Below are 24,313 nucleotides of genomic sequence, written 5' to 3'. Positions count from 1 at the left end.
AATGGGTCGCGCAGAAGCAGATCATTCCGGGCGGATATTTTGCTGCCCGGCGCGGGATTCAGGTCCGGCGCCGGCTCGACCTCCCCCCACCGAAAGGAAACCCCGTGCGGTCTGCTCTTCTCGCCGTGTGCGCGTCGGCCGTCCTGGCCGTCTCCGGCGCGGCGCCCGCTGTGGCTGACACCTCGACTCCGGTACGGGCAAGCGCCGTTGCTTCCTCCCCCACGTTCTCCCCCACGTCCTCCCCGATCTCGTTGACCTCGCTGACCTCGCTGACCTCGCTGACCGACCTGTTCGCCGAGCGGCTGCTGGTGGCCGACAAGGTGGCCGCCGCCAAGTACGGCACCGACAAGCCGATCGACGACCCGGTGCGTGAGCAGCAGATCCTGGCCGACGTCTCCGCGCGGGCCGTCGGACTCGGCCTCGACCCGGAGGCGGTGGCTGCCGTGTTCCGGGACCAGATCGAGGCGAACAAGGTGGTCCAGCGTGGGCTCTACGCCCGCTGGGACGCGCATCCCGAGCTGCGGCCCACCGAGCGGCCCGATCTGGTCAAGGAGGTCCGGCCGATCCTGGATCGGATCACCACCGAGTTGCTGGACGCGCTGAAGGAGACGCAGGGAGTTCGGGCGGGCGACTCGTGTGAGCTGCGGCTGGTGCTCGCCGCGGGGCGCTCCGCTTGGGAGTACCGCTTGGACGGGCTGCATTTGGAGGGGCTCGGGCGGGCTGTTCCGTCCGTGTGCTGAACGCTCCGCGGGTTGGGCGGTTCATTCGGCCGCGGGGCGGTGAGGGCTGCGCGCACGCGGCGGAGCCGCGGATCGGTACAGCCCCGCGGCCCTGCCGGGCCCGCTACTCGCGTCCGGCGTGCGCCGGCAGCGTTCAGTCCTCGTAGCGGTTCGCCTGGTCTATTGCCTCGGCCAGCTGGCGTACCGCCTTGTCCTCCGTCTTGTCCGCCAACCTGTCCGCCCTGTCTGCCAGTTCGCTGAGAGACGGGGCGCCCGGCAGGGTGGTCCAGTCGTCGGCGCCCTTGCGCAGGGCGTCGGCGAAGTAGGCGGCCACCGCGGTGACCTGGAGGCGGGACGGGGCGTTCCAGAGCGCCTCGTCCACCGCCCGTGACTCCAACTGGCCCGACTCCTCGTGGGGTTCGCGGGTCTCGGGGTCGAGCCAGCGGACCGTCGCCGTGGCCAGGTGGCCCGAGGCGGACTCTTTGGTGCGGACGGCGTAGAGGGCGGTGACCGTGTGGCCGGGGCCCACCTCGCCCCCGTCCACGCGGTCGTCGCGGAAGTCGTCGTCGGCGACCCGGCGGTTGTCGTAGCCGATCAGGCGGAACTCGGCGACCGCCTCCGGGTCGAAGGCGACCTGGGCCTTGGCGTCGCGGGCCGTGAGGTCGATGTTGCGCGGGAGTTGTTCGCAGAACACCTCGCGGGCGTCGGTCTCGTTCGAGACGTAGGTGGTGTTGCCGTCGCCCTTGTCGGCGAGTTGCTCCATCAGGGCGTCCCCGTAGTCGCTGCCCACGCCGACGCCGAAGAGGGTGATGCCGTGTTCGCGGCGGGCGTCGGAGATGCGGTCGAGGATCGAGTCGGCCTCAGTGTCACCGGTGTTGGCGAGTGCGTCCGAGATCAGCACGACCCGGTTGGTGGCCCTCTCGCGCAGGCCCTCGACGGCGGTGGCGTAGCCGGTGCGCACGCCCGCGCCGAGGTTGGTCGAGTCGGTCGGCTCCAGCTCGTCGATCGCGTCGTGGACGCGGTCGCGGTGGTCGTCGAGGCGGGTCATCGGCAGGACGGTCTCGGCCTCGTCGCTGAAGGTGACGATCGCTACCGAGTCGTCGTCGCGCAGCCGGTCCGTCATCACGCCGAGGGAGTCCTTGGCGAGGTCGAGACGGCCGGGCTCGGCCATGGAACCGGAGATGTCGATGACGAAGGTGAGTGCGGCCGGCGGGCGTTCGCCCTTCTGCTCGGCGGTGCGGGTGGCGAGGCCCACGCGGACCAGGGACCAGTCGTCGCGGTCGGTGCGGGCGCCGTCGACGGTGACCGAGAAGCCGTTGCCGTCGGGGCGTTCGTAGTCCTGTCGGAAGCTGTTGACGAACTCCTCGGGCCGGACCGTCGACGGGTCGGGGAGGTGGCCGTCGGCGAGAGTGCGGCGCGCGTAGCCGTACGAGGCGGTGTCGACGTCGAGGGCGAAGGTGGAGAGGTAGTCGGGGGACGGGGCGAAGTCGCCTTCCGTCTCGCCTTCCGTGTCGCCTTCGCCTGCGCTCCGGTCGCGGTCCTGCTGCTCGCCGGAGCCATCGGGCTGGGCGGGCGCGGGTGCGTAGCCCGAGCCTCCGCCGGAGTTCTGCCGGCTGTCCGCGCTGCTGCTCCGGCCGCTGTCACCGCTGTCGGCGCTGCATCCGGTGAGCAACAGGCCGCTCGCGGCCGTCACCGCGATCAGCGCACCCCGCAGGCGTCGTGTTCGGCGTGGTGTCCGGTTCCGCTCCATCTGCCCTGCCCCCTCCGTCCGTTGACGTCGGACGACGCCAACTTCTGTGACTGTGACGGTGGAGGGGGCCGGAATGTGCGGTACGGGGTGTTGCGGATGGATCTCGAAGTGGCCACGGGAGGCGGCCGTCGAGACCGGTAGGTGATCCTCCGGTGACCTAGGAGACGACATCCTTGCGGGCGAAACCCCGGAAGGCCAGGGCGAACAGGATGAGGGCGTACGTTACCGAGACGGCCGTCCCCTGGATCATGCCGCCCCACTCCGGGCGGGGCTGAATGGCGTCGGCCCAGGCGAACTGCCAGTGCGCGGGCAGGAAGTCGCGCCAGTCACCGAGGGCCGTCACGGCGTCCAGGACATTGCCGACGATGGTCAGGCCGACGGCGCCGCCGACCGCTCCGAGAGGGGCGTCCGTCTTCGTCGACAGCCAGAACGCCAGTCCCGCGGTGACCAGTTGGGACACGAAGAGGTATCCCACGACGACCACCAGACGCTGGGCCGCCGTGCCCGCGGCGAGGGAACCGCCGGTGGGGATCTCCAGTGGGCCCCAGCCGTAGGCCGCCGTGCCGACCGCGAGGGCCACGACCGGCAGCAGGACCATCGCGGCGAGGCTCATGCCGAGGGCCACGGCGAGCTTGGACCAGAGGAGGCGGGCGCGCGGCACGGGGGCCGCGAGCAGATAGCGCAGGGAGGACCAGCTGGCCTCCGAGGCGACCGTGTCCCCGCAGAACAGGGCGACGGGGATGACGAGCAGGAAGCCGGCGGAGACGAAGAGGTTGACGGCGACGAAGTTGGCGCCGGACGCGGTGGCCGTGTCCATCAGGGTCACCTGGCCGTTGCGCCCGCCGGGCTCGCCGCCGATCGCGAACGCGGCGACGAGGATGAACGGCAGCGCGGCGAGGATGCCGCCCATGACGAGCGTACGGCGGCGCTTGAGCTGGCGGACCAGCTCCACGCGCAGGGGCAGTGTCCGCCGGGCGCGGTACCCGTCGGCCGTCTCCGCCCGCTCCACGAGCGTGTTCGTCGCACCCGTCGCACGCATCTTGTTCGTGCTGTTCGTGCTGTTCGTGCTGCCCGTCGTGTTCGTCGTGTTCGTCGTGGTCATGCGGAGCCTCCGATCAGGGTGAGGAAGGCGTCTTCGAGGCGCCGGTGGGGGCCCACCGACTCCACGGGCACTTCGAGGCGGACGAGTTCGACGACGAGGCGCTGGGCGCTGCCGTCCTCGGGGGCGAGGCGGACCAGGAGGCCGTCGTCCGTACGGACGGCGGAGACGATGCCCGGCAGGGCGGCGACCTTCTCGACGACCGGTTCCTCCACGGGGGTGGTGGTGCCGACGAGCAGGGTGTCGCCGGAGCCGATGATCTCGCTGACCGGGCCCGCCTGGACCAGTTTGCCGCGGTCCATGACGACGAGGTGCGTGCAGGACTGCTCGACCTCTGCCAGCAGGTGGCTGGAGACGATCACCGTGCGGCCGGCCTCCGCGTACCGGATCATCACCTCGCGCATCTCGCGGATCTGGGGCGGGTCGAGGCCGTTGGTCGGTTCGTCGAGGATGAGGAGGTCGGGCATGCCGAGCATGGCCTGGGCGATGGCGAGTCGCTGGCGCATGCCCTGGGAGTAGGTGCGGACGGCGCGCGCGAGTGCGTCGCCGAGGCCCGCGATCTCCAGGGCCTCCTCCATGTGGGCGTCCTCGGCCGGGCGGCCCGTGGCCTGCCAGTACAGCTCCAGGTTCTCGCGGCCGGAGAGGTGCGGGAGGAAGCCGGCGCCCTCGACGAAGGCGCCGACACGGGAGAGGACGGGGGCGCCGGGGCGGATGGCGTGCCCGAAGACGCGGATCTCGCCGCCGTCGGGCTTGATGAGGCCCATGAGCATGCGCAGGGTGGTGGTCTTGCCGGCGCCGTTGGGGCCGAGGAGTCCGAGGACCTGGCCCTTCTCGACGCGGAACGACACGTCCCGTACGGCGTACCGGTCCGACGACTTGGCGTACCGCTTGCTCAAGTCGGTGATCTGGAGCGGGACTTCGGCCAGTTCGGGGTCCGGGGCGGAGGGTGCCGCCGTACGCCTGCGCCCCGACAGAAGCAGGGCCAGGGCGATCGCGGCGCCCGCGAGGGGCAGCCACCACACCCAGGAGGGCAGCCCGGCCGAGGCCGTGGTGACGCCGGGGGCGGTGGGGATCCGCAGGTCGCTCGTCACGGAGACGGTGTACGTGGCCGGGGCGACCGGTGACGCGTACCCGAGGTCCGTGGAGGCGAGGACCAGGCGCAGGCGGTGGCCCTGTTCGACCTCGTGATCGATGGCCGGGAGGGTGATCGTGACGTCCTTGCCCTCCTTGGCGCCCTCGACCCTGAGGGGGGTGACGAGCTGGCCGGGCAGCACCTGCTGCCCGCCGTTGGCCGAGACGTCGTACACCTTGGCGAAGAGGACGGCGTCGTCGCTGGTCGACTTGACGTGGACGGTGACCGTGGGGGAACCGGTGATCCGTACGTCGTCGGCGACCGGGGCCGATTCGAAGCGGGCGTTCTGCCCCGGGAAGTCGATCGAGACGCCGACCCCGAGCGAGGAGAGCTGGGACAGGCCGCTCGCCGCGCCGAGGCCGGGCAGTGCGGAGACGGCGGGCGGGTTGGCGCCCGCCGGGTTGTCGAACGACTGCTCCCTGCCGGTCAGGGCGACCTCGCGCTGACCGGCCTCCAGCCCCGGGTAGGTGTCCGAGGTGGCACCGCGCAGGGTCGCCGCCCCGTCGGTGGAGTCGATTCCGCCGGTGCGGGTGACGCGGAAGGCGGGGCCGGTGTCGGCGCCCTTGTCGTCCTTCAGGTACCGGTCGAACCACGAGTTGATCCGCGACTCGACACGGCTCGACTCCATGTCGCCGCCGTCATGGCCGCCCGCGATCCAGTCGACGTCCACCGGGGCGCCGTTGGCGCGGATCGCCTTCGCGGCGGCGTCGGCCTGGCCGAGCGGGAAGAGGGAGTCGGTCTGGCCCTGGATCAGCAGGGTGGGCACCTTGATGCGGTCGCCGACTGCGGACGGCGAGCGTTCGGTGAGGAGTTCGGTGGCTGCCGCGTCCGGCTTGCCGGCCTCGGCGACCCGGTCGTACATCCGGCAGAGCCCGGCCTCGAACCGGTCGCAGCCGCCGCCGGTGTTGATGAAGATGCCGGCCCACTGCTTCTTGAAGACGCCATTGGGGAACAGGGCGTCCGCGAGGTTCCAGTAGGTGATCGCGGGCGCGATGGCGTCGACCCGCTGGTCGTACCCGGCGGCGAGGAGGGAGATCGCGCCGCCGTAGGACCCGCCGGCCATGCCGACGCGCGGGTCGCCCTTCTTGTCGAGCTGGACCTCGGGCCGCGCGGCCAGCCAGTCGATGAGCTTCGAGACGTCGGCGACCTCGGCCTTCGGGTCGTTCAGCCCGATCTTCCCGGTCGATCTGCCGAAGCCGCGTGCCGACCAGGTCAGCACCGCGTACCCGTCGCGGGCGAGGTCCTGGGCCTGGGCCCGTACGTCGTCCTTGCTGCCGCCGAAGCCGTGTGCGAGGAGGACGGCGGGGCGGCGGCCGGAGCCGGACCCCGCGGTGAAGTACGAGGTGTCGACGCGCACCCCGCCGCCCATGTCCATGACCCGGTCGGCGCGGTGCACCGCGGGCGCGTCGTCCGAGGCGACGGCCGTCCACGTACCGGCGCCGGCGAGCAGCACGACAGCGGCGGCCACGACGGCGGCCAGCCGCCGTGGCCGCCGGGGCCGCACTCCCCGCAGTCCGGGCATTCGAAGATCCATGCGTCAACGGTACGGGCCGCCACCGACATCCGGGGCAACCACCGGTCGGAACCTTCCGCCATCCTGCGGGCGTACGCCACGGGTCCGGCGTACACCAGCCGTGGTACGAACGGGCCCTCGGAGATCCGGTCCATGGAGATCCGGTCGATGGAAGTCGGGGCTGTGGAGGTTCCGTCCGTGGAGAACCGGTCCGTGGAGATTCGCCGCGCCATGACGGGCGCCGAGGTGGCCGCCGCCGAGCACCTTTTCGACCACCCGGTCCACACGGAGTGGGCGGAACGTTTCCTGACGTCCGCCGGACATCACCTGTAGCTGGCCCACGAGCCCGCCGATGCGACAGCCCCCGTCGGCTTTGTGAGCGGCGTCGAGACGATCCACCCCGACAAGGGCACGGAGATGCTGCTGTACGAGCTGGAGGTGGCCGAGGCGTACCGGCGCCGGGGGATCGGGCGGGCGCTGGTGGGGCGGCTGGCGGAGCGTGCGCGGTGGTCAACCGGCAGTTCGGTCAAGTCGGTCAAGGATGCGAAAACTCTTCACAGTGATGTCCGTACTTCGCACTACAGTTCAGTAATTCCGTGTCCACAAGGGACACATGGTTATTGGGTGGGGAAATATGAAGCTGCGGTACACCGCTGCCTGGGTGGGGTTCACGGCGGTGGCGCTGGTCGCGGCATCCGGGTGCAGCGCGGGGACCGTCAAGCACGCCGCCGCCGCGGTGGACGACACCGGCACGATCATGGCGGCGCTCGCCCGGGCGACCGACCGGACCGAGCAGTTGGGGTCCGCCGAGGTCTCCATGACCACGGACCTGGGCATCGGCACGGGCCCGATTCCCATGGACGGCACGTACTCCTGGGGCGACGGCTTCGCGTACGACGTCGAGATGGACACCAAGGCCGCGCAGATGCAGCAGCTCCAGGACTCGCCGACCATCCACGTGCTGTTCGTGGACGGCGACTACTACTACAACGTCGACCCGCGGCCCTCCGGCCCCCTCAAGGGCAAGGAATGGATGAAGGTCGACGGCTCGACCGTGTTCGGCGAGAAGGGTGCCCAGGCGGTCAGCGGAAACACCGGGGGCGGCAGCCCGGCGGCAGCCATGCGCAGCCTCAAGTACGCGCAGGACGCGAAGAACCTCGGCGAACAGACCCTGAACGGGCAGCGCACGACCCACTACCGGGCCCTGATCGACACCACCCGGGTGGGCAAGCTGAAGGACGCCTACGGCGACAAGAGCGGCCTCATCAACACGATTACCGGCGGCGGTACGACCATCGCCATGGACCTCTGGGTCGGCGCCAAGGACCTGCCGGTCCGGATCAAGGAGGTGGTCGGGAAGATGACCGTCACCATGGACTTCCGGAAGTTCGGCGCCACGGCCAAGGTCACACCGCCACCGGCGGCGCAGGTCGCCGACGTCAGCGCACTGCTCAAGCGGAACGCCGGGCAACAGGGCTGAACAGGGCCGAACAGCGGCTCTCGGCATACGAGTAGGACGGTGGCCCCGCCTCCGGAAGGAAGCGGGGCACCGTCGTACAGCGGGGGCAGCCTCCGACTGCGCGTCGTCGGGAGCCGTTGGCGGATTCCGGCCTCGCCGGGGATCAGCTGAGATCAGATCAGGGCGTCGCCGGTCAGCGGCGGCAAGGCGTGTGGGCGTAGGACCATGAGTGAGTCCTCCGGGCTCGCTGTCATGGCGAAGGGGAAACGGTCGAGTTCAAGGCAGAGTGCCACGTCGTCGGGGTGGACTCCTTGGCGTACGCCCTCCGTCAGTTCGGTGGCGGCGCGGGACTCGGCGGCGCGGTGGAGGAACTCGGCGGGATCCGTCGCCGCCCCGGTGGCTCTCCGGGCGATGTACTGGGCGCACGCCAGGTCTTCGTCGGCCTGTCCGTCCTCGCCGGTGACCACGAACGTGACGCTGTCGCTCGCGCGGGCCCGCAGGAGCCGGGCCGTCGCCTCCGCCACCACGAAGCCGGCGCACAGCACCAGCGGCGCGTCCTTGACGGCGAGGGCGCCGACCGTCCCCGCCGTGGTCTTCTGTACGACGGTTCGTCCGCGAAGGTTGACGGACCGCAGCATGCCGGGTGAGTTGACCATGTCGAATCCGGGTGCGGGCGGACCGTCCTTGAGGGCCGTCCAGTCCGGGTGGGCGGCCCTGAGCGCCAGCGCGTCGTCCAGCGACTCGGCGAGAACGATCTTTTCCGCACCCTGGGCAAAGACCCAGGCGGCCACGGTGAAGGCTCGCATGACGTCGATCACGACCGCCACGGACGGGGTTTCGGCCAGCTCGGGGATACCGAGGAAGTGGGCGTCCATGCTTGTCATGATCGCGTACGCCCGGCCAGGAACATCAGGCCTTATTCGGATCCCGCGCGGAACCGCAATGCCCGCCGACCCGGAAGCAGCAGGTCGGCGGGCATACGCGGAGGTGCTCAGTGGTTGCGCGGGAAGCCCAGGTCGACGCCCGAGGGGCCGTCCGCCGGGTCGGGCCAGCGGGTCGTGACGACCTTGCCGCGGGTGTAGAAGTGGGTGCCGTCGTTGCCGTAGATGTGGTGGTCCCCGAAGAGGGAGTCCTTCCAGCCGCCGAAGGAGTGGTAGCCCACCGGGACGGGGATCGGGACGTTGACGCCGACCATGCCGGCCTCGATCTCCAGCTGGAAGCGGCGGGCGGCGCCGCCGTCCCGGGTGAAGATCGCGGTGCCGTTGCCGAAGGGGGAGCTGTTGATCAGCGCCACGCCCTCGTCGTACGTGTCCACGCGGAGCACGCACAGCACCGGGCCGAAGATCTCGTCCTGGTAGGCCTTCGCGGAGGTGGGCACCTTGTCGAGGAGCGAGATGCCGATCCAGTGGCCGTCCTCGAAGCCCTCGACCGTGTAGCCGCTGCCGTCGAGGACGACGTCGGCGCCCTCGGCCGCCGCGCCGGTGACGTACGAGGCCACCTTGTCGCGGTGGACGGCGGTGATCAGCGGGCCCATCTCGGAGGTGGGGTCGTTGCCGGGGCCGATCTTGATCTTCTCGGCGCGTTCGCGGATCTTCGCCACCAGCTCGTCGCCGATCGCGCCCACCGCGACCACTGCCGAGATCGCCATGCAGCGTTCGCCCGCCGAGCCGTAGGCGGCGGAGACGGCGGCGTCGGCCGCCGCGTCCAGGTCCGCGTCCGGGAGGACCAGCATGTGGTTCTTGGCGCCGCCCAGGGCCTGGACGCGCTTGCCGTTCGCCGAGGCCGTGGTGTGGATGTAGCGGGCGATCGGGGTCGAGCCCACGAAGGAGACCGCCTTGACGTCCGGGTGCTCCAGGAGGCGGTCCACCGCCACCTTGTCACCGTGGACCACGTTGAAGACGCCGTCCGGCAGGCCCGCCTCGGCCAGCAGCTCGGCGAGCTTCATCGCCGCCGACGGGTCCTTCTCCGACGGCTTCAGCACGAAGGTGTTGCCGCACGCGATGGCGATCGGGAACATCCACATCGGCACCATGGCCGGGAAGTTGAACGGCGTGATGCCCGCGACGACGCCGAGGGGCTGGCGGATCGACGAGACGTCGACACGGCTCGCCACCTCCGTCGACAGCTCGCCCTTCAGCTGCACGGTGATACCGCACGCCAGTTCTACGATCTCCAGGCCTCGGGCTACCTCGCCGAGCGCGTCGGAGTGCACCTTGCCGTGCTCCGCCGTGATCAGCTCGGCGATCGCGTCGCGGTTGGCGTCCAGCAGCGCGCGGAACTTGAAGAGGATGGTGCTCCTCTTCGCGAGGGACGACTTGCCCCAGGTCGCGTACGCGTCCTTGGCCGCGGCTACGGCCGCGTCGACCTCGTCGACGGTCGCGAAGGCGACGTTCGTGGTGACCGCGCCGGTCGCGGGGTCGGTGACCGGCCCGTACGTGCCCGACGCGCCCTCGACGGTCTTGCCGCCGATCCAGTGGTTGACGATCTTCGTCATGCCCAGGTTCTCCTTCACAGATGGCGGCGTCGGGTAGAGACGTGCCGTTCGTACAGCTCACGTGCCTTGACCGCTGACGGGCGGGTCGCGGTCTCGGCCACAGGAACATCCCACCAGGCCTGCGCCGGAGGCGCGCCCGACACTGTGTCTGCCGTTTCCGTCTCGACGTAGACACAAGTGGGAGTGTCGGCGGCACGGGCCTCGGCGAGCGCCGCCCGCAGCTCCCGTACCGTCTTCGCGCGCAGGACGCGCATGCCCAGGCTCGCCACGTTGGCGGCCAGGTCCACGGGCAGGGGGGCACCCGTGTACGTTCCGTCGTCCGCCTGATAGCGGTAGGCGGTGCCGAAGCGCTCGCCGCCCACCGACTCGGACAGGCCGCCGATGGACGCGTAGCCGTGGTTCTGGATGAGGAGAAGCTTGATGGCGATCCCCTCCTGTACGGCCGTCACGATCTCCGTCGGCATCATCAGGTATGTGCCGTCGCCCACCAGCGCCCATACGGGACGCTCGGGCGCCGCCAGTTTCACACCGATCGCGGCCGGGATCTCGTATCCCATGCAGGAGTAGCCGTATTCGAGGTGGTACTGGTCCTGCGACCGCGCACGCCAGAGTTTGTGCAGGTCACCGGGGAGGGAGCCGGCCGCGTTGATGATGATGTCCGACTCGTCGGCGAGGGCGTCCAGCGCGCCGAGCACCTGCGGCTGCGTCGGTCGTACGTCCGGCTCGTCGGCCTCGTAGGCGGCGTCGACGCGCTGTTCCCAGCGTTCCTTGTCCTCGGTGTACTCGCGGGCGTACTCGTCAGTGACCCGGTGCTCGTGGAGCGCCAGTGCCTCGGTCAGCTGTTCCAGGGCGCTGCGGGCGTCCGCGATCAGCGGGGTGGCGGACAGCTTGTGGCCGTCGTACGGAGCGATGTTGAGGTTCAGGAAGCGGACGTCCGGCGCGGCGAACAGGGTGTTGGAGGCCGTGGTGAAGTCCGTGTAGCGGGTGCCGACGCCTATCACCAGGTCTGCCAGGCGGGCGAGTTCGTCCGCTGTCGCTGTTCCCGTGTGACCGATGCCGCCAACGTCCTGGGGGTGGTCGTGTCGCAGGGAGCCCTTGCCGGCCTGGGTGGAGGCGACGGGGATGCGGGTCGCCGAGGCGAACTCCGCCAACACCGCCTCGGCGCGGCTGTGGTGGACTCCGCCGCCCGCGATGATCAGGGGCCGGCGCGCGGCACGGATCGCCCGTACCGCTTCCGCCAGCTCGTCGGGATCGGCGGCCGGGCGGCGTACGTGCCACACGCGGTCGGCGAAGAACTCGTCCGGCCAGTCGTACGCCTCGGCCTGAACGTCCTGCGGCAGAGCGAGAGTTACGGCACCCGTCTCGACGGGGTCGGCGAGGACCCGCATCGCCTGCAACGCCGCCGGGATCAGCGCCTCGGGGCGCGTGACGCGGTCGAAGTACCTCGACACCGGGCGCAGACAGTCGTTGACCGACACATCACCCGCGTACGGGACTTCGAGTTGCTGGAGGACCGGGTCCGCCGAACGGGTCGCGAAGGTGTCTCCGGGGAGGAGGAGCACCGGGAGGTGGTTGATCGTGGCGAGCGCGGCGCCGGTGACGAGGTTGGTCGCGCCGGGGCCGATGGACGTCGTCACGGCGTGCGCGGAGAGGCGGTTGGACTGCCGCGCGTAACCAACTGCCGCGTGAACCATGGACTGTTCGTTGCGGCCCTGGTGGAACGGCATGTCGTCCGCGTACTCGACGAGCGCCTGGCCGAGCCCGGCGACGTTCCCGTGGCCGAAGATGCCCCAGGTGGCCTCGATCAGGCGGCGTCGGACGCCGTCCCGCTCGGTGTACTGGGCCGCCAGGAAGCGTACGAGCGCCTGCGCGACCGTGAGCCTCGTCGTCGGGACGGAGACGGATACGGGCGGGGTCATCGGTGTCCCCCTGTGCTGTCCGTCGTGCTGTCCCCTGTGCTGTCCGCGTGTGCCAAGTGGACCTCCGGCGCGGGGCCGTAGCGAGCGGGGAGTCGTCGCCCACACTTCGCTCCTGCCAGGGCGAAGCGGCCTCCCGCGCCGGAGGCGATCAGTGCCCGGGCATTCCGGGATGCGTGTGCGCGGTCGGCGACCGACGCGAACAGCCTTTCCCCGCCCAGGAGTTGGAACTCGTCGTGCGAAGCCGTGCCGGACTCCGCCCGCACGGTACAGCCGCCGTAGAACTCGGTCATCGCGTCGGTCATCGCGCGCCTCACAACAGTCCGACGGCGGTGTCCACGGCGGCGGACACATCGCCGTCCGCCGGGTACAGCAGCGAGCGGCCCACCACGAGGCCCTGGACGGTGGGGAGTTGGAGCGCGCCACGCCACTTCTCGTACGCGCCCTCCTGGTCGTCCCCGACCTCGCCGCCGAGCAGCACGGCAGGCAGGGTGGAGGTCTGCATGACCTCGGCCATGTCGTCCGGGTTCTCGGTGACGGGGACCTTCAGCCAGGTGTACGCCGAACTGCCGCCCAGGCCAGAGGCGATGGCGATGGACTTGGTGACGGCCTCGGCGGAGAGGTCGTTGCGGAGCTTGCCGTCGGGGCCGCGCCTGCTGATGAACGGCTCGACGAAGAGCGGGAGTCGGCGCTCGGCCATCGCGTCGATGGCGTGGGCCGTGGACTCCAGGGTGGTGAGGGAACCCGGGTCGTCGTAGTCGATGCGCACGAGCAGCTTGCCGGCGTCGAAGCCGAGGCGCGCCATGTCCTCGGGGCGGTGGCCGGTGAAGCGGTCGTCGAGTTCGAAGCTGGCGCCGGAGAGGCCGCCGCGGTTCATCGACCCCATGACGACCTTGCCGTCGAGGGCGCCGAGGAGGAGCAGGTCGTCCAGGATGTCGGCGGTCGCGAGGACACCGTCGACCCCCGGGCGGGACAGCGCGAGGCACAGCCGTTCGAGCAGGTCGGCTCGGTTGGCCATGGCCAGCTTGCGGTTGCCGACGCCGAGGGCACCGCGGGCCGGGTGGTCCGCGGCGACGATCATCAGCCGGCCGGAGTCCCCGAGAAGCGGGCGGCGGGTCCGCCGGGCGGCGGCCTCCGCGATGGCCTCGGGGTGACGGGCTCGGGTGGCGGCGAGGGCGGAGACGTCCACGGGGCTCAGTGGGCTACTGGCCTGACCGGTCGGTGGCTCAGCCACTCGGCCGGTGACTGGCTGAGCCACCGAACCACTCACCGGCTCACCCACTCGACCAGCCACTGGCTCAGCCACCGAACCACTCCCGCTCCCGCTCCCGACCTGCGTACCGGCGCTCACAGAACCGCTCCCGCCGCGAGTGCCGCCTCGACCTCGGTCGGGGTGGGCATCGCCGACGAGCACTCCAGGCGGGAGGCGACGATCGCGCCGGCCGCGTTGGCGTACCGCATGATGCGTTCCAGGTCCCAGCCTTCGAGGAGGCCGTGGCAGAGGGAACCACCGAAGGCGTCACCGGCGCCGAGGCCGTTGAGGACGGTCACCGGGAGCGGGGGCACCTCGGCCGTCTCGCCCTTGCTGTTGACGGCGAGAACACCCTTCGGGCCCTGCTTGACGACCGCCAGTTCGACACCGGCGTCGAGGAGGGCGCGGGCTGCGGCGTGCGGCTCGCGTACGCCGGTCGCCACCTCCACCTCGTCGAGGTTGCCGACGGCGACGGTGGTGTGGCGCAGGGCCTCGGTGTAGAAGGGACGCGCCGACTCGGGGTCGCTCCAGAACATGGGGCGCCAGTCGAGGTCGAAGACCGTCGTACCGGACTTGGCGCGGTGGGCGAGAGCGGCCAGGGTCGCCGTGCGGCTGGGCTCCTCGCTCAGGCCGGTGCCCGTGACCCAGAAGATGCTCGCCTCGCCGACCGCGTCCAGGTCCAGCTCGTGGGCGTCGATCTCAAGATCCGGCGCCTTGGGCTGCCGGTAGAAGTACAGCGGGAAGTCGTCCGGCGGGAACACCTCGCAGAACGTGACCGGGGTGTTGAGGCCGGGGACCGACGTGACCCAGCGGTCGTCGACGCCGAAGTCGCGCAGGGCGTCGTGCAGATAGCGCCCGAAGGCGTCGTCGCCGGTGCGCGTGATCACCGCGGTGCCGTGTCCGAGGCGGGACGCGGCGACCGCGACGTTCGTCGCCGAGCCGCCGAGGAACTTCCCGAAGGACGTCACCTGGGCGAGCGGCACACCGGTCTGCAGTGGATACAGGTCCACTCCGATCCGCCCCATGGTGATCAGGTCGTACGCCATCGACTTCCCTTCGCATTTCTTCGGCTCAAGCGGCCCTCGCGGCTCGCACGGCTCACACATCGGTCGTCACAGCAGTCGTCGAAGCAGCCGGCACAGCACTCGGGCACAGCAGTGGGCACAGCGGTTCGCACTCAGGTCTAGCCCGCCTCACCGAGCCCTGTCAATACTTTGTCCGGACATTCGGACCAGACCTTGACACGCGTCCGGGCGTCGGCTGAAGCTGACGCCCATGACTACGTTGTCCCCTTCATCCGCCTCCTCCCAGTCAAGTCCCCCACTGTCACGCATCCGGGTCGGCTCGGCGCCAGACTCCTGGGGCGTGTGGTTCCCGGACGACCCCCAGCAGGTCCCCTGGCAGCGCTTCCTCGACGAGGTCTCGCAGTCCGGCTACGAGTGGATCGAGCTGGGCCCGTACGGGTACTTGCCGACCGACCCGGCCGTCCTCACCGAGGAGACGGCCAAGCGCGGGCTGAAGGTGTCCGCCGGCACGGTCTTCACCGGGCTGCACCACGGCGAGGCCGTCTGGGAGAAGACCTGGGCGCACGTCGCGGACAACGCGGTGCTCGCCCAGGCCATGGGCGCATCCCACCTGGTGGTCATCCCGTCCTTCTGGCGGGACGACAAGACCGGTGAGGTGCTGGAGCCGGACACGCTGACGCCCGAGCAGTGGCGCAACCTGACGACGCTGACCGAGCGGCTCGGACACGAGGTGCGGGAGCGGTACGGCCTCCAGATCGTCGTCCACCCGCACGCGGACACGCACATCGACAGCGAGGCGAACGTCACACGCTTCCTCGACGGCACCGACTCGTCGCTCGTCTCGCTGTGCCTGGACACCGGCCACTACGCCTACTGCGGCGGCGACAGCGTCAAGCTGATCGAGACCTACGGCGAGCGGATCGGCTACCTGCACCTCAAGCAGGTCGACCCCGAGATCCTCGCGGACGTACGGGCGAACGAGGTCCCGTTCGGCCCGGCGGTCGCCCGCGGCGTCATGTGCGAACCCCCGGCCGGCGTACCGGAGCTGGGGCCCGTCCTGGCCGCCGCCCAGAAGCTGGACGTGGACCTGTTCGCGATCGTCGAGCAGGACATGTACCCCTGCGAGCCGGACAAGCCGCTGCCGATCGCGCAGCGGACCCGCGCGTTCCTGAGGTCCTGCGGGGCCTGATCCGCCCCCCGTCCGTTATCGGCGTACGCCCCGCAGGTCAACGTGCCACTCCGACCCGCGGGCGTGCGCCTTCGCGTCACTCGTGTCACAAAAACCCCCTCGCTGTCACACATGTCGCGCGTACGCGGGTTCTACGTCACACCGTGTCGACAGGTACTGACCCAGGGTCACCAGAGGTCGTTCGACGGGCAATGGCTTTGTGATCGCCAGCGCAGCGTCCGGCTCCCCCGACGGCCGACCCTGGCCGACCCCGTGACGCACGCGCAGGGAGGTGCACCGATGACCGACCGACGGCTCTGGTCGTACAAAGAGATCGCCGCACACATCCGCGTCCAGCCGGACACCGTGCGCTCGTACCGCAAACACGGCCTGCTGCCCGCACCCGACCACATGGAGGGCGGCAAGCCCTACTGGTACGCCGACACCGTACGAGCGTGGGTCGCCGCCCGCCCGGGCAACCGCGGCCGAAGAGACGACTGAGCCGCCCCCCCTTTTTCCCTGTGCCCCACTCGCGAGTGGGGCACAGTTCATCCCATGAGCCGCATGAGCCACATGGGTCACAGCGACCACAGGGATCACAGGGATGACAGGGATGACAGGGATCGCATGAGTCGTACGAGCCCCGGGGACTTCTCCGTCAAACCCGTTCTCACCGGTGACAAGGCCGTGCTGCGGCCGTTCCGCGAGGCCGATGCCGAGGTGATGGCCGAGATCGTCGAGGACCCCGAGGTCATCCGCCTCACCTTCGAGCCGGACACCGCGATCACCATGGAGCGGCTGCGCGCCTGGTACGGCTCCCGGTCCGACCACACCGACCGCCTCGATCTGGGCGTGACCGACCGTGTCACCGGTGAACTCGTGGGCGAGGTCGTGCTGTACGAGTGGGATCCCGCCGCCCGCAGCTGCACCTTCCGCACGCTGCTGGGACCGAAGGGTCGTGGACGCGGACTCGGTACCGAGGCGACCCGGCTCATCCTTGCGTACGGCTTCGAGCAACTCGGTCTGCATCGCATCGAGTTGCAGGCCTGGGCCCACAACCACCGGGCCCTGCGCGTCTACGAGAAGGTCGGCTTCGTGGTGGAGGGAGTGCGCCGCGAGGTCCATCTGCGGGACGGCGAATGGGCAGACGAGGTGCTGATGGCGATCCTGGACCACGAGTGGGCGGCCGGGGCCGGCGTCAGCGCCACGGCTCGATGACCGTGACCCCCGCCCCCGGTGCCGTCCCCATCTTGGCCAGTGCGGCCGGGGATTCGGCCAGCGGGATGGTGGAGGTGACCAGCAGGTCCGGCCGCAGAACGCCCGCCCGCACCAGTTCAAGCATCGGCGGGTAGGTGTGGGCGGCCATGCCGTGGCTGCCCAGGAGTTGGAGTTCGAGGGCGACAACACGGGCCATCGGGACGGGCGTCGAGCCGGTGGGCGACGGGAGCAGGCCCACCTGGACGTGGCGGCCTCGGCGGCGCAGGCCGTTCACCGAGGCCGCGCAGGTGACCGGCGAGCCGAGCGCGTCCAGCGACAACTGGGTTCCTCCGCCGGTCAGTTCACGTACGGCCGCTGCCGTGTCGTCGGTGGTGGCCGCGTTCACGCACTCCGCCGCGCCGAACTTCCGCGCCAGTTCCAGTGCTCCGGGGGACACGTCGACCGCGACGACCCGGGCGCCGGAGGCCGCCGCGATCATCACGGCGGAGAGGCCCACACCGCCGCAGCCGTGCACGGCGACCCACTCCCCCGCCGCCACCCGGCCCTGCTGGACCACCGCCCGGTAGGCCGTCGCGAACCGGCAGCCCAGCGAGGCCGCCGTCCCGAAGGACATCTCGTCCGGCATGGCGACGAGGTTCACGTCGGCGTGGTCCAGCGCCACGAACTCCGCGAACGAGCCCCAGTGCGTGAACCCCGGCTGGGTCTGCCGCTCGCACACCTGCTGGTCACCGGCCGCGCAGGACGGGCAGCTCCCGCAGGCGCAGACGAAGGGCACGGTGACCCGGTCGCCGGCCCGCCGGCCGCGTACGTCGGCGCCGACCGCCTCGACGACACCGGCGAGTTCATGGCCGGGCACATGCGGCAGCGCGATGTCGGGGTCGTGGCCCATCCAGCCGTGCCAGTCGCTCCGGCACAGCCCGGTGGACTCGACGCGCACCACGACCCCGTGCGGCGCGGGCACCGGGTCGGGCACCTCCCGCACCTCGGCCGGTTCCCCGTACCGCTCGAACACCACCGCACGCATACGTCCTCGCCCTCACCGGAGATCCAGGGGTCGAGCATCGTGGATCTCCCGGCGAACACCAACTCCGCGGCGACGGCCCGGTCCGGATCAACGCGGCGAGCGCTGGAACGGCCCCTCGGCGGGCGGACCGGAGACGATCTGTCCGGCGAGGTCGCGGAGCCTCATCCGGTGGGCGCGCGCGTGGCGGCGCAGCAGTTCGAAGGCGTCACCCACGGTGCAGTCGAGGCGTTCGGCGAGCATTCCCTTGGCCTGCTCGACGAGGACCCGGCTGTCGAGCGCGGCCTGTAGCCGTCGTTCACGGACACGCGCCTCGTACAGCGCACGATGATGGGCCAGCCCGATGGCGGCTGCGGAGGCGAGCAGACGGCCCCTCTCCACCTGGTCCGGTGACAGGGCCCCGCGCTGGTGGTAGAGGCTGAGCACGCCGCAGACGCCGTCATGCCGGATCGGGACCGCCGTGACGGCGGTGAACCCCGCCCGCAGGACGGCCGGGGCGAAGCGCGGCCACCGGGTCCGGCTGATCGGGCGGGCCATGGGCAGGTCGACGAGCAGTTTGCCCGTGTGAGCGGTGCACGCACCCGGCCCTTCGAGCAACTGGCTCTGCAAGCGCTCCAGTCGGCACGTCCTGTCGTCGCTCGCCGAACTCTGCGCAGGGTGGCCGTCGAGGGGGAGGAGTACACACCCGGCCGCTTCGACTCGGGGCAGGCCGACCGCGTCCTGGACCAGCCGGTGCAGCAGACCTTCCTCGTCCTCAATGCGCACCGCGTCGTCGAGCAGACGCAACAGTGCATTTTCTACTCGGGGAGATTCTCCGGGGGCTGCCATGTCCGTACGCGACACCTGCTTCCGGTCCGGGAGCGAAGTTCTGGGAACTGTCCTTTCCACAGGACACCCAACCATGGGCCGACGACAAGTCAACCGTCGATATTGCGCCTGCCGAGGGCGGATATCGAGATGCCGAAAAGACCGGACAAGGCTATGTCGCGTATCGAATGAACAGGCGTTACGGTCCGATGTCGTCCGACATGAAACCGAAACTGTTCGCCGGTACGAACCAGGTGGTGGCGCCATTTCGCCGTGGTGTACGAAGGTGCTGCCGACCGGGACCCCGTCGGTGCCGCCGGGTCAGGGCCAAGGTCGGGGAGCGGTCCGGTCCTGCCCGGCCATCCGCGGGATATCGCCGGAGGTTCCCATGAGCGTCGACGAATCCGGCTTCGTCATGCGTGAACACATCATGCGGACGGATACGGAGAACACCATTGTCACCATTGTCATCGAACTGCGCGGAGAGATCGATATCCAGGCGTCCCTCACTCTGACGCCCCGGACGGACCGGCTCGTCGCCGGGCAGCCGCTGGACCTGGTGGTCGACCTGCGCGCGGTGACCTTCCTGGACGGCGGTGGCCTGCGGCTCCTGGACCGGATCCAGGATCGTGCCGTCGCCCGCGGTGGAGAACTGCGGATCGTGCGCGGCGCGGCGCGGGTGATGCGGGTCTTCCGGCCGGCGTGCGCCGAGCGGGACTTCACCTTCCTCGACGGTCTGCCCACAGGGCCGGGCCAGGACGACGGCCGTCCGCCCTGCGCGATCGGCGTCGTCTGACCGACCCCGAATCGAGTGGCCCGGCGCGGCTGTCCGCACGGCCGCCCTGTCGCCTCCCGCACCGGAACCCGGTTCCTCCTGCCCGCGAACCCGGCCGGCTCCCTGTCGTATACGACCGGGTCCGCGGCGTGACCATGGGGCACCGTCGGCGCGGGATGGTTGATGCCCCATGGCCGCTCAGGAGTTCCGAAACCGCCGCGCGGCCTTCCCCGGCAGCTCTGCCGGCTCCCCCACGGGGAAGGCCGCCGTCCCTGCCTGCGGGGAGGCGCCCTCAGCGACAGCCCTGCGGAGGTCTCGGGCGCGGCGGCGCGATGTCCGGCCACCGGCCGGGAGGACGTACCGCACCCCGTCTCTTCGGGCCGATCCACCGTGCGGGCTCCCGGCACAGGACGGCCTCGGGAGGCGCTCCGGGCAGACCTCGACCACGGTCGCGGATCGTTCCGCCCTTCCACATGCCGGCTCCCTGATACGGAGGTCAGCTACCGAGCACCTGCGCGCCGGGGTCCTGGGCATCCGCCACGATAGAAGGCGCACGGCAACCCCGACCAGACGTCCATCGGCCACAGCGGGAGGGTTGCCGGTCCGGTTCACGGCGGTGCGCAATACTGACCCCTCACAGTGGATGGCCGGGCATGACCGGCGGAGGTGTGACAGGTGTGGTCCCAACAGCGCGGTGACGACCCCTGGGACCGGCAGCACGTCACGGATGCCCTCGCCCGGGCCTCCCGGGGACCGGGCACCAGGCAGGTGCCCGCGGCATTGTGCCAGGCGACTTTGCGGCTTCTCCCGGTGACCGGCGTCTCGGTGTCCCTGGGCGCGGGCAACTCCGTACGCGCCCTGTGGTGCGCCAGCGACGAGACCGCGGCCCGTATCGCCGAGGCGCAGTACACGCTCGGTGACGGCCCGTGCCGGGCCGCGCTGGAGCTGGCGGCGCCGGTTCTGGCCGCGGACCTGACCGGGGGGCCCGATGCCCGCCGGTGGCCGGTTTTCTCACAGGCTGCGGTCGAACTGGGTGTCCGTGCGGTGTTCTCCCTGCCCCTCGGGACCAGCGGGCAGGCCATCGGCACCCTCGACCTGTACCGCGACGCCGTCGGCGCCCTGTCCGAACGGGAGCTGCGGATCGCTCTGCTGGTGCGCGACGCCGTCACCTACGCCGTGCTCAACCAGCTGCCCGGGGCGGAGGACAACGGCCGGTCGGCCAACGGCGGAGTAGCGTCGTGGGTGGAAGCCGCGGCGGCCGATCACGCGGAAGTCCACCAGGCCGTGGGAATGATCATGGTTCAGCTGGGGATCGACCCCCGGCAGGCGCTCGACCGCATGCGGGCCCGGGCCTTCGCCCAGGGACGCACGGTCACCGAGGTGGCTCGTGACGTCCTCACCCGCTCGGTCCGCTTCCACCCGGACGAGGACACCCGGCGCCGCGGTACAGACGAAGAGGGACGGTGAACGGTCTTGAACCGTGAACAGCAGCTCGCCGAGGCATTCGTCGGGCTCGCCGACACCCTCGCCGACGACTTCGATCCCGTCGGCCTTCTCGACCGGCTCGCCGAGCACTGCGTCGACCTCACCGGCGCCGACGAGGTCGGCATCATGATGGCCAACGCCCGGGGCACCCTGCGCACCATGGCCGTCACGGACGACGGGGTCGCCCTGTTCGAGCTGTTCCAGCTCCAGACCGGGCAGGGACCCTGTCTGGACTGCTACCGCACCGGGCAACCCGTCGACAGTGCCGACCTCCGTGAGGACACCGCCCGCTGGCCGCGGCTGGCGCCGCCGGCGGTGACGGCGGGCTACCGCGCGGCCCACGCCGTGCCCCTGCGGGTGGGACAGCAGACCCTCGGCTCCGTCAACGTCCTTCTCACCACGCCCGGTGGGCTGCCCGCCGGCGAGCTGCGGCTCATCCAGGCCCTCACCGACATGGCCGCCCTCGCCCTGATCCACTACAGCCCGGAGCCGACCCGCCCCACGGACATCCTCACCCGCGCCGAGTCGGTCCTGGCCGCCAAGGCCGCCGTCGAGATGGCCTCGGGCATGCTCGCCGAGCACGGACGGCTGACCCCGGCCGCGGCCCTGCGGGCCCTGCGCGCCTACTGCGCGGGAAACGGAGGCCGGCTCAGCGCCACCGCCCAGGCCCTCGTCAGACGGGAGCTGGACCTCTCGACCGTGCTGGCCGCCTTCCGGTGATCCGGTTGGATTAGTACCCCCCAGGGGTATAGCCTGAGTCTCCCAGGACGTCCCACGGGACCCGTACGCCCCGACGAGGAGAACGACATGACCACGCACACCGACACCCCGGGCTCCGTCACCGCCGTCTACCAGGTGACCGGCATGAGCTGCGGACACTGCGAAGGCTCGGTTTCGAGTGAGATCTCCGAGCTTGCCGGAGTGACCTCCGTGAAGGCCGTCGCCGCCACCGGCGAGGTCACCGTGGTGTCCGAGGCCCCGCTCGACGAGGCCGCCGTACGCGCCGCGGTGGACGAGGCCGGCTTCGAACTCGCCGGCCGGGTCTGACCGTACGGACGCGGCGACCATGACCAGTACCGGTACCGAGGCCCCGGCAGTCACGCCCCACGAGGTCGAGCTGACCATCGGCGGGATGACGTGTGCCAGCTGCGCGGCCCGCGTCGAGAAGAAGCTCAACCGCATGGACGGCGTCCTCGCCACGGTCAACTACGCGACGGAGAAGGCGAAGATCGCGTACGCCGACGGGGTCGGGGTCGACGAGCTGATCGCCACCGTCGTGAAGACGGGGTACACGGCCGAGGAGCCGCCCCCGCCGGTCGTCGTCGACGAGGCGACGGACGTCGGGCGGGACGCGGACCCCGAACTCGCCGGGCTGCGGCAGCGGCTCCTCGTCTCCGTGCTGCTCGCCGCGCCCGTCGTCCTGATGTCCATGATTCCCGCGCTCCAGTTCGACAACTGGCGCTGGCTCTCGCTGACGCTGGCCTCACCGGTCGTCGTCTGGGGCGGACTGCCGTTCCACCGGGCCGCGTTCACCAACGCGCGGCACGGCGCGGCCACCATGGACACCCTGGTGTCGGTCGGCACGCTCGCCGCGTACGGCTGGTCCCTGTGGGCGCTGTTCCGGGGCGACGCGGGGAAGCCGGCGATGCCGGGGATGGACGGGATGGGGATACGGGAGAGCTTCTCGTTCACCGCCTCCCGCACCGGCGGCACCTCGGAGATCTATCTCGAAGTCGCCGCCGGGGTCGTCGCGTTCATCCTGCTCGGACGCTATCTGGAGGCCCGCGCCAAGCGCCGCTCGGGCGCGGCTCTGCGGGCCCTGATGGAACTGGGCGCCAAGGACGTCTCCGTACTACGCGGCGGGCGTGAAGTGCGCGTTCCCGTGGGTGAGTTGGCGATCGGAGACCGGTTCGTCGTGCGGCCCGGGGAGAAGATCGCCACCGACGGCACCGTCGTCGAGGGTGCCTCGGCGGTCGACGCGTCGATGCTGACCGGCGAGTCGGTGCCGGTCGACGTGAGCGCCGGGGACGCCGTCACGGGCGCGACCGTGAACGCCGGGGGCCGGCTGGTCGTCGAGGCCACCCGCGTCGGCACGGACACCCAGCTCGCGCGGATGGCCCGGCTGGTGGAGGACGCGCAGAACGGCAAGGCCCAGGTGCAGCGGCTCGCCGACCGGATCTCCGGGATCTTCGTGCCGGTGGTGCTGCTGATCGCCGTCGGTACGTTCGGTGCCTGGCTCGGGGTCACGGGCGACACGGTCGCCGCCTTCACCGCCGCCGTCGCCGTCCTGATCATCGCCTGCCCGTGCGCCCTGGGCCTGGCCACGCCGACCGCGCTGATGGTCGGCACCGGGCGCGGGGCGCAACTCGGCATCCTCATCAAGGGCCCGGAGGTCCTGGAGTCCACGCGCCGCGTCGACACGATCGTCCTGGACAAGACGGGCACGGTGACGACGGGACGCATGACCCTCCAGGAGGTGTACGTCGCCGAGGGCGCCGACGAGAAGCAGGTGCTGCGGCTCGCGGGCGCCCTCGAACACGCCTCCGAGCACCCGGTCGCCCGAGCCGTGGCCGCGGGGGCCGCGGAACGGGTCGGGGCGCTGCCGGAGGCCGAGGACTTCGAGAACGTGCCCGGGCGGGGCGTACGCGGACGCGCGGACGGCCACGAGGTGGTCGTGGGACGGCTCGCGGACGGGCTGCCGGGGCCGCTGCCCGAGGAGCTGGCCCACGCGAAGGCGGAGGCCGAGAGCAGTGGACGTACGGCCGTCGTGGTGGCCTGGGACGGCGTGGCGCGCGGTGTCCTCACCGTCGCCGACGCGGTCAAGGAGACCAGCGCCGAGGCGGTGCGCGAGCTGCGCGCGCTGGGGCTCACGCCGGTGCTGCTGACCGGGGACAACCGGGCGGTGGCGGAGGCCGTGGCGAAGGCCGTCGGGATCGAGCAGGTGATCGCCGAGGTTCTGCCCGAGGAGAAGGTCGACGCCGTACGGCGACTCCAGGGCGAGGGGCGGACCGTCGCGATGGTCGGCGACGGGGTGAACGACGCGGCGGCGCTGGCCACCGCCGATCTGGGCCTGGCGATGGGTACGGGCACGGACGCGGCGATCGAGGCGAGCGACCTGACACTCGTGCGCGGGGATCTGCGGGTGGCCGCCGATGCCATCCGGCTGTCCCGGAGGACGCTCGCGACCATCAAGGGCAACCTGGTGTGGGCGTTCGGCTACAACGTGGCCGCGCTGCCGCTGGCCGCCGCCGGACTGCTGAACCCGATGATCGCGGGGGCCGCGATGGCCTTCTCGTCGGTGTTCGTGGTGACGAACAGCCTCCGACTGCGTACGTTCCGCTGAGATCGGCCCCTGACCGGCCGAAGTTACCGGCAGTACGCACAAGTAGGTGTCATAGTCCCTATGGAGTCCGACGCCAGCCTCACATAAGCTCTTCACAAGGCTCGCGCATCATCCTTACGCTTGGACCCCGGTCGCGA

The 24,313-nt window shown here is 71.0% G+C and carries 21 protein-coding genes and 2 pseudogenes; 12 read left to right on the top strand and 11 right to left on the bottom strand.

The window, feature by feature from the left end:
* The first annotated feature begins 104 nt into the window (after positions 1-104).
* Positions 105-740: a chorismate mutase gene (locus OG595_RS27770; RefSeq protein ID WP_329276644.1), complete on the top strand. Its 636-nt coding sequence runs from the start codon at positions 105-107 to the stop codon at positions 738-740.
* Positions 741-873: 133 nt separating this feature from the next.
* Here OG595_RS27770 and OG595_RS27765 read toward each other — a convergent pair whose 3' ends face one another.
* From OG595_RS27765 to OG595_RS27755, 3 genes are all read right to left on the bottom strand, one after another.
* Positions 874-2,469 (bottom strand): vWA domain-containing protein, encoded by a 1,596-nt coding sequence (locus tag OG595_RS27765; protein WP_329276642.1) that lies wholly within the window; start codon positions 2,467-2,469, stop codon positions 874-876.
* Between the two features lie 157 nt (positions 2,470-2,626).
* On the bottom strand, positions 2,627-3,508 hold the full coding sequence (locus OG595_RS27760) for an ABC transporter permease (RefSeq protein ID WP_329283240.1): 882 nt from the start codon (positions 3,506-3,508) through the stop codon (positions 2,627-2,629).
* 59 nt (positions 3,509-3,567) lie between these two features.
* Positions 3,568-6,234 carry an alpha/beta fold hydrolase gene (locus OG595_RS27755; RefSeq protein ID WP_329276640.1) on the bottom strand — a complete coding sequence of 889 codons (2,667 nt, stop codon included), beginning with the start codon at positions 6,232-6,234 and terminating at the stop codon, positions 3,568-3,570.
* Positions 6,235-6,381: 147 nt separating this feature from the next.
* Here OG595_RS27755 and OG595_RS45420 point away from each other — a divergent pair, with 147 nt between their 5' ends.
* The 3 genes and pseudogenes from OG595_RS45420 to OG595_RS27745 all read left to right on the top strand — a co-directional run bounded on the left by OG595_RS45420 (position 6,382) and on the right by OG595_RS27745 (position 7,693).
* The gene (locus OG595_RS45420) at positions 6,382-6,546 is read left to right on the top strand and encodes a hypothetical protein (protein WP_443073150.1); all 165 of its coding nucleotides are present in this window, start codon (positions 6,382-6,384) and stop codon (positions 6,544-6,546) included.
* 42 nt (positions 6,547-6,588) lie between these two features.
* A pseudogene (locus tag OG595_RS45415) lies at positions 6,589-6,708 on the top strand (GNAT family N-acetyltransferase); the annotation flags it as partial.
* Positions 6,709-6,847: 139 nt separating this feature from the next.
* A complete protein-coding gene (locus OG595_RS27745) occupies positions 6,848-7,693 on the top strand; it encodes a hypothetical protein (RefSeq protein WP_329276638.1) in 846 nt (281 codons plus the stop codon).
* A gap of 152 nt (positions 7,694-7,845) precedes the next feature.
* Here OG595_RS27745 and OG595_RS27740 read toward each other — a convergent pair whose 3' ends face one another.
* The 6 genes and pseudogenes from OG595_RS27740 to iolC form a co-directional block, all read right to left on the bottom strand.
* The gene (locus OG595_RS27740; protein WP_329276636.1) at positions 7,846-8,547 is read right to left on the bottom strand and encodes a 2-phosphosulfolactate phosphatase; all 702 of its coding nucleotides are present in this window, start codon (positions 8,545-8,547) and stop codon (positions 7,846-7,848) included.
* A 116-nt stretch (positions 8,548-8,663) separates the two neighbouring features.
* Positions 8,664-10,166, bottom strand: coding sequence for a CoA-acylating methylmalonate-semialdehyde dehydrogenase (gene mmsA, locus OG595_RS27735; protein WP_329276634.1), 1,503 nt, complete (start codon positions 10,164-10,166; stop codon positions 8,664-8,666).
* A 14-nt stretch (positions 10,167-10,180) separates the two neighbouring features.
* Positions 10,181-12,085, bottom strand: a complete 1,905-nt coding sequence (gene iolD, locus OG595_RS27730; protein WP_329276632.1) for a 3D-(3,5/4)-trihydroxycyclohexane-1,2-dione acylhydrolase (decyclizing) — start codon at positions 12,083-12,085, stop codon at positions 10,181-10,183.
* A 59-nt stretch (positions 12,086-12,144) separates the two neighbouring features.
* Positions 12,145-12,360, bottom strand: a pseudogene (locus OG595_RS27725) (5-deoxy-glucuronate isomerase); the annotation flags it as partial.
* A 35-nt stretch (positions 12,361-12,395) separates the two neighbouring features.
* Positions 12,396-13,271 (bottom strand): Cgl0159 family (beta/alpha)8-fold protein, encoded by an 876-nt coding sequence (locus tag OG595_RS27720; protein WP_329276630.1) that lies wholly within the window; start codon positions 13,269-13,271, stop codon positions 12,396-12,398.
* A 158-nt stretch (positions 13,272-13,429) separates the two neighbouring features.
* Positions 13,430-14,380 (bottom strand): 5-dehydro-2-deoxygluconokinase, encoded by a 951-nt coding sequence (gene iolC, locus OG595_RS27715; protein ID WP_329276628.1) that lies wholly within the window; start codon positions 14,378-14,380, stop codon positions 13,430-13,432.
* Between the two features lie 229 nt (positions 14,381-14,609).
* Between iolC and OG595_RS27710 the strand changes: the two genes are divergently transcribed.
* The 3 genes from OG595_RS27710 (at position 14,610) to OG595_RS27700 (ending at position 16,745) form a co-directional block, all read left to right on the top strand.
* The gene (locus OG595_RS27710; RefSeq protein ID WP_329276626.1) at positions 14,610-15,548 is read left to right on the top strand and encodes a sugar phosphate isomerase/epimerase family protein; all 939 of its coding nucleotides are present in this window, start codon (positions 14,610-14,612) and stop codon (positions 15,546-15,548) included.
* A gap of 279 nt (positions 15,549-15,827) precedes the next feature.
* Positions 15,828-16,028, top strand: a complete 201-nt coding sequence (locus tag OG595_RS27705) for a helix-turn-helix transcriptional regulator (RefSeq protein WP_329276624.1) — start codon at positions 15,828-15,830, stop codon at positions 16,026-16,028.
* A gap of 126 nt (positions 16,029-16,154) precedes the next feature.
* On the top strand, positions 16,155-16,745 hold the full coding sequence (locus OG595_RS27700; RefSeq protein ID WP_329276622.1) for a GNAT family N-acetyltransferase: 591 nt from the start codon (positions 16,155-16,157) through the stop codon (positions 16,743-16,745).
* Here OG595_RS27700 and OG595_RS27695 read toward each other — a convergent pair.
* Positions 16,726-17,769, bottom strand: coding sequence for a zinc-dependent alcohol dehydrogenase family protein (locus tag OG595_RS27695; protein WP_329276620.1), 1,044 nt, complete (start codon positions 17,767-17,769; stop codon positions 16,726-16,728). The genes OG595_RS27700 and OG595_RS27695 overlap by 20 nt on opposite strands.
* Positions 17,770-17,856: 87 nt before the next feature.
* On the bottom strand, positions 17,857-18,552 hold the full coding sequence (locus tag OG595_RS27690) for a GAF and ANTAR domain-containing protein (protein ID WP_329276618.1): 696 nt from the start codon (positions 18,550-18,552) through the stop codon (positions 17,857-17,859).
* A 409-nt stretch (positions 18,553-18,961) separates the two neighbouring features.
* Here OG595_RS27690 and OG595_RS27685 point away from each other — a divergent pair, with 409 nt between their 5' ends.
* From OG595_RS27685 to OG595_RS27665, 5 genes are all read left to right on the top strand, one after another.
* A complete protein-coding gene (locus tag OG595_RS27685; RefSeq protein ID WP_329276616.1) occupies positions 18,962-19,369 on the top strand; it encodes an STAS domain-containing protein in 408 nt (135 codons plus the stop codon).
* A 654-nt stretch (positions 19,370-20,023) separates the two neighbouring features.
* Positions 20,024-20,815, top strand: coding sequence for a GAF and ANTAR domain-containing protein (locus OG595_RS27680; protein ID WP_329276614.1), 792 nt, complete (start codon positions 20,024-20,026; stop codon positions 20,813-20,815).
* A 6-nt stretch (positions 20,816-20,821) separates the two neighbouring features.
* A complete protein-coding gene (locus OG595_RS27675) occupies positions 20,822-21,553 on the top strand; it encodes a GAF domain-containing protein (RefSeq protein WP_329276612.1) in 732 nt (243 codons plus the stop codon).
* Between the two features lie 87 nt (positions 21,554-21,640).
* A complete protein-coding gene (locus OG595_RS27670; RefSeq protein WP_329276610.1) occupies positions 21,641-21,880 on the top strand; it encodes a heavy-metal-associated domain-containing protein in 240 nt (79 codons plus the stop codon).
* Positions 21,881-21,899: 19 nt separating this feature from the next.
* A complete protein-coding gene (locus tag OG595_RS27665; protein ID WP_329276608.1) occupies positions 21,900-24,176 on the top strand; it encodes a heavy metal translocating P-type ATPase in 2,277 nt (758 codons plus the stop codon).
* The last annotated feature ends 137 nt before the right edge of the window (positions 24,177-24,313 follow it).

It is taken from the genome of Streptomyces sp. NBC_01451 (genome assembly GCF_036227485.1).
GTDB lineage: Bacteria > Actinomycetota > Actinomycetes > Streptomycetales > Streptomycetaceae > Streptomyces.
The sequence above is the reverse complement of the archived record's forward strand: the minus strand, read 5'-3'. Positions and strand labels throughout refer to the sequence as shown.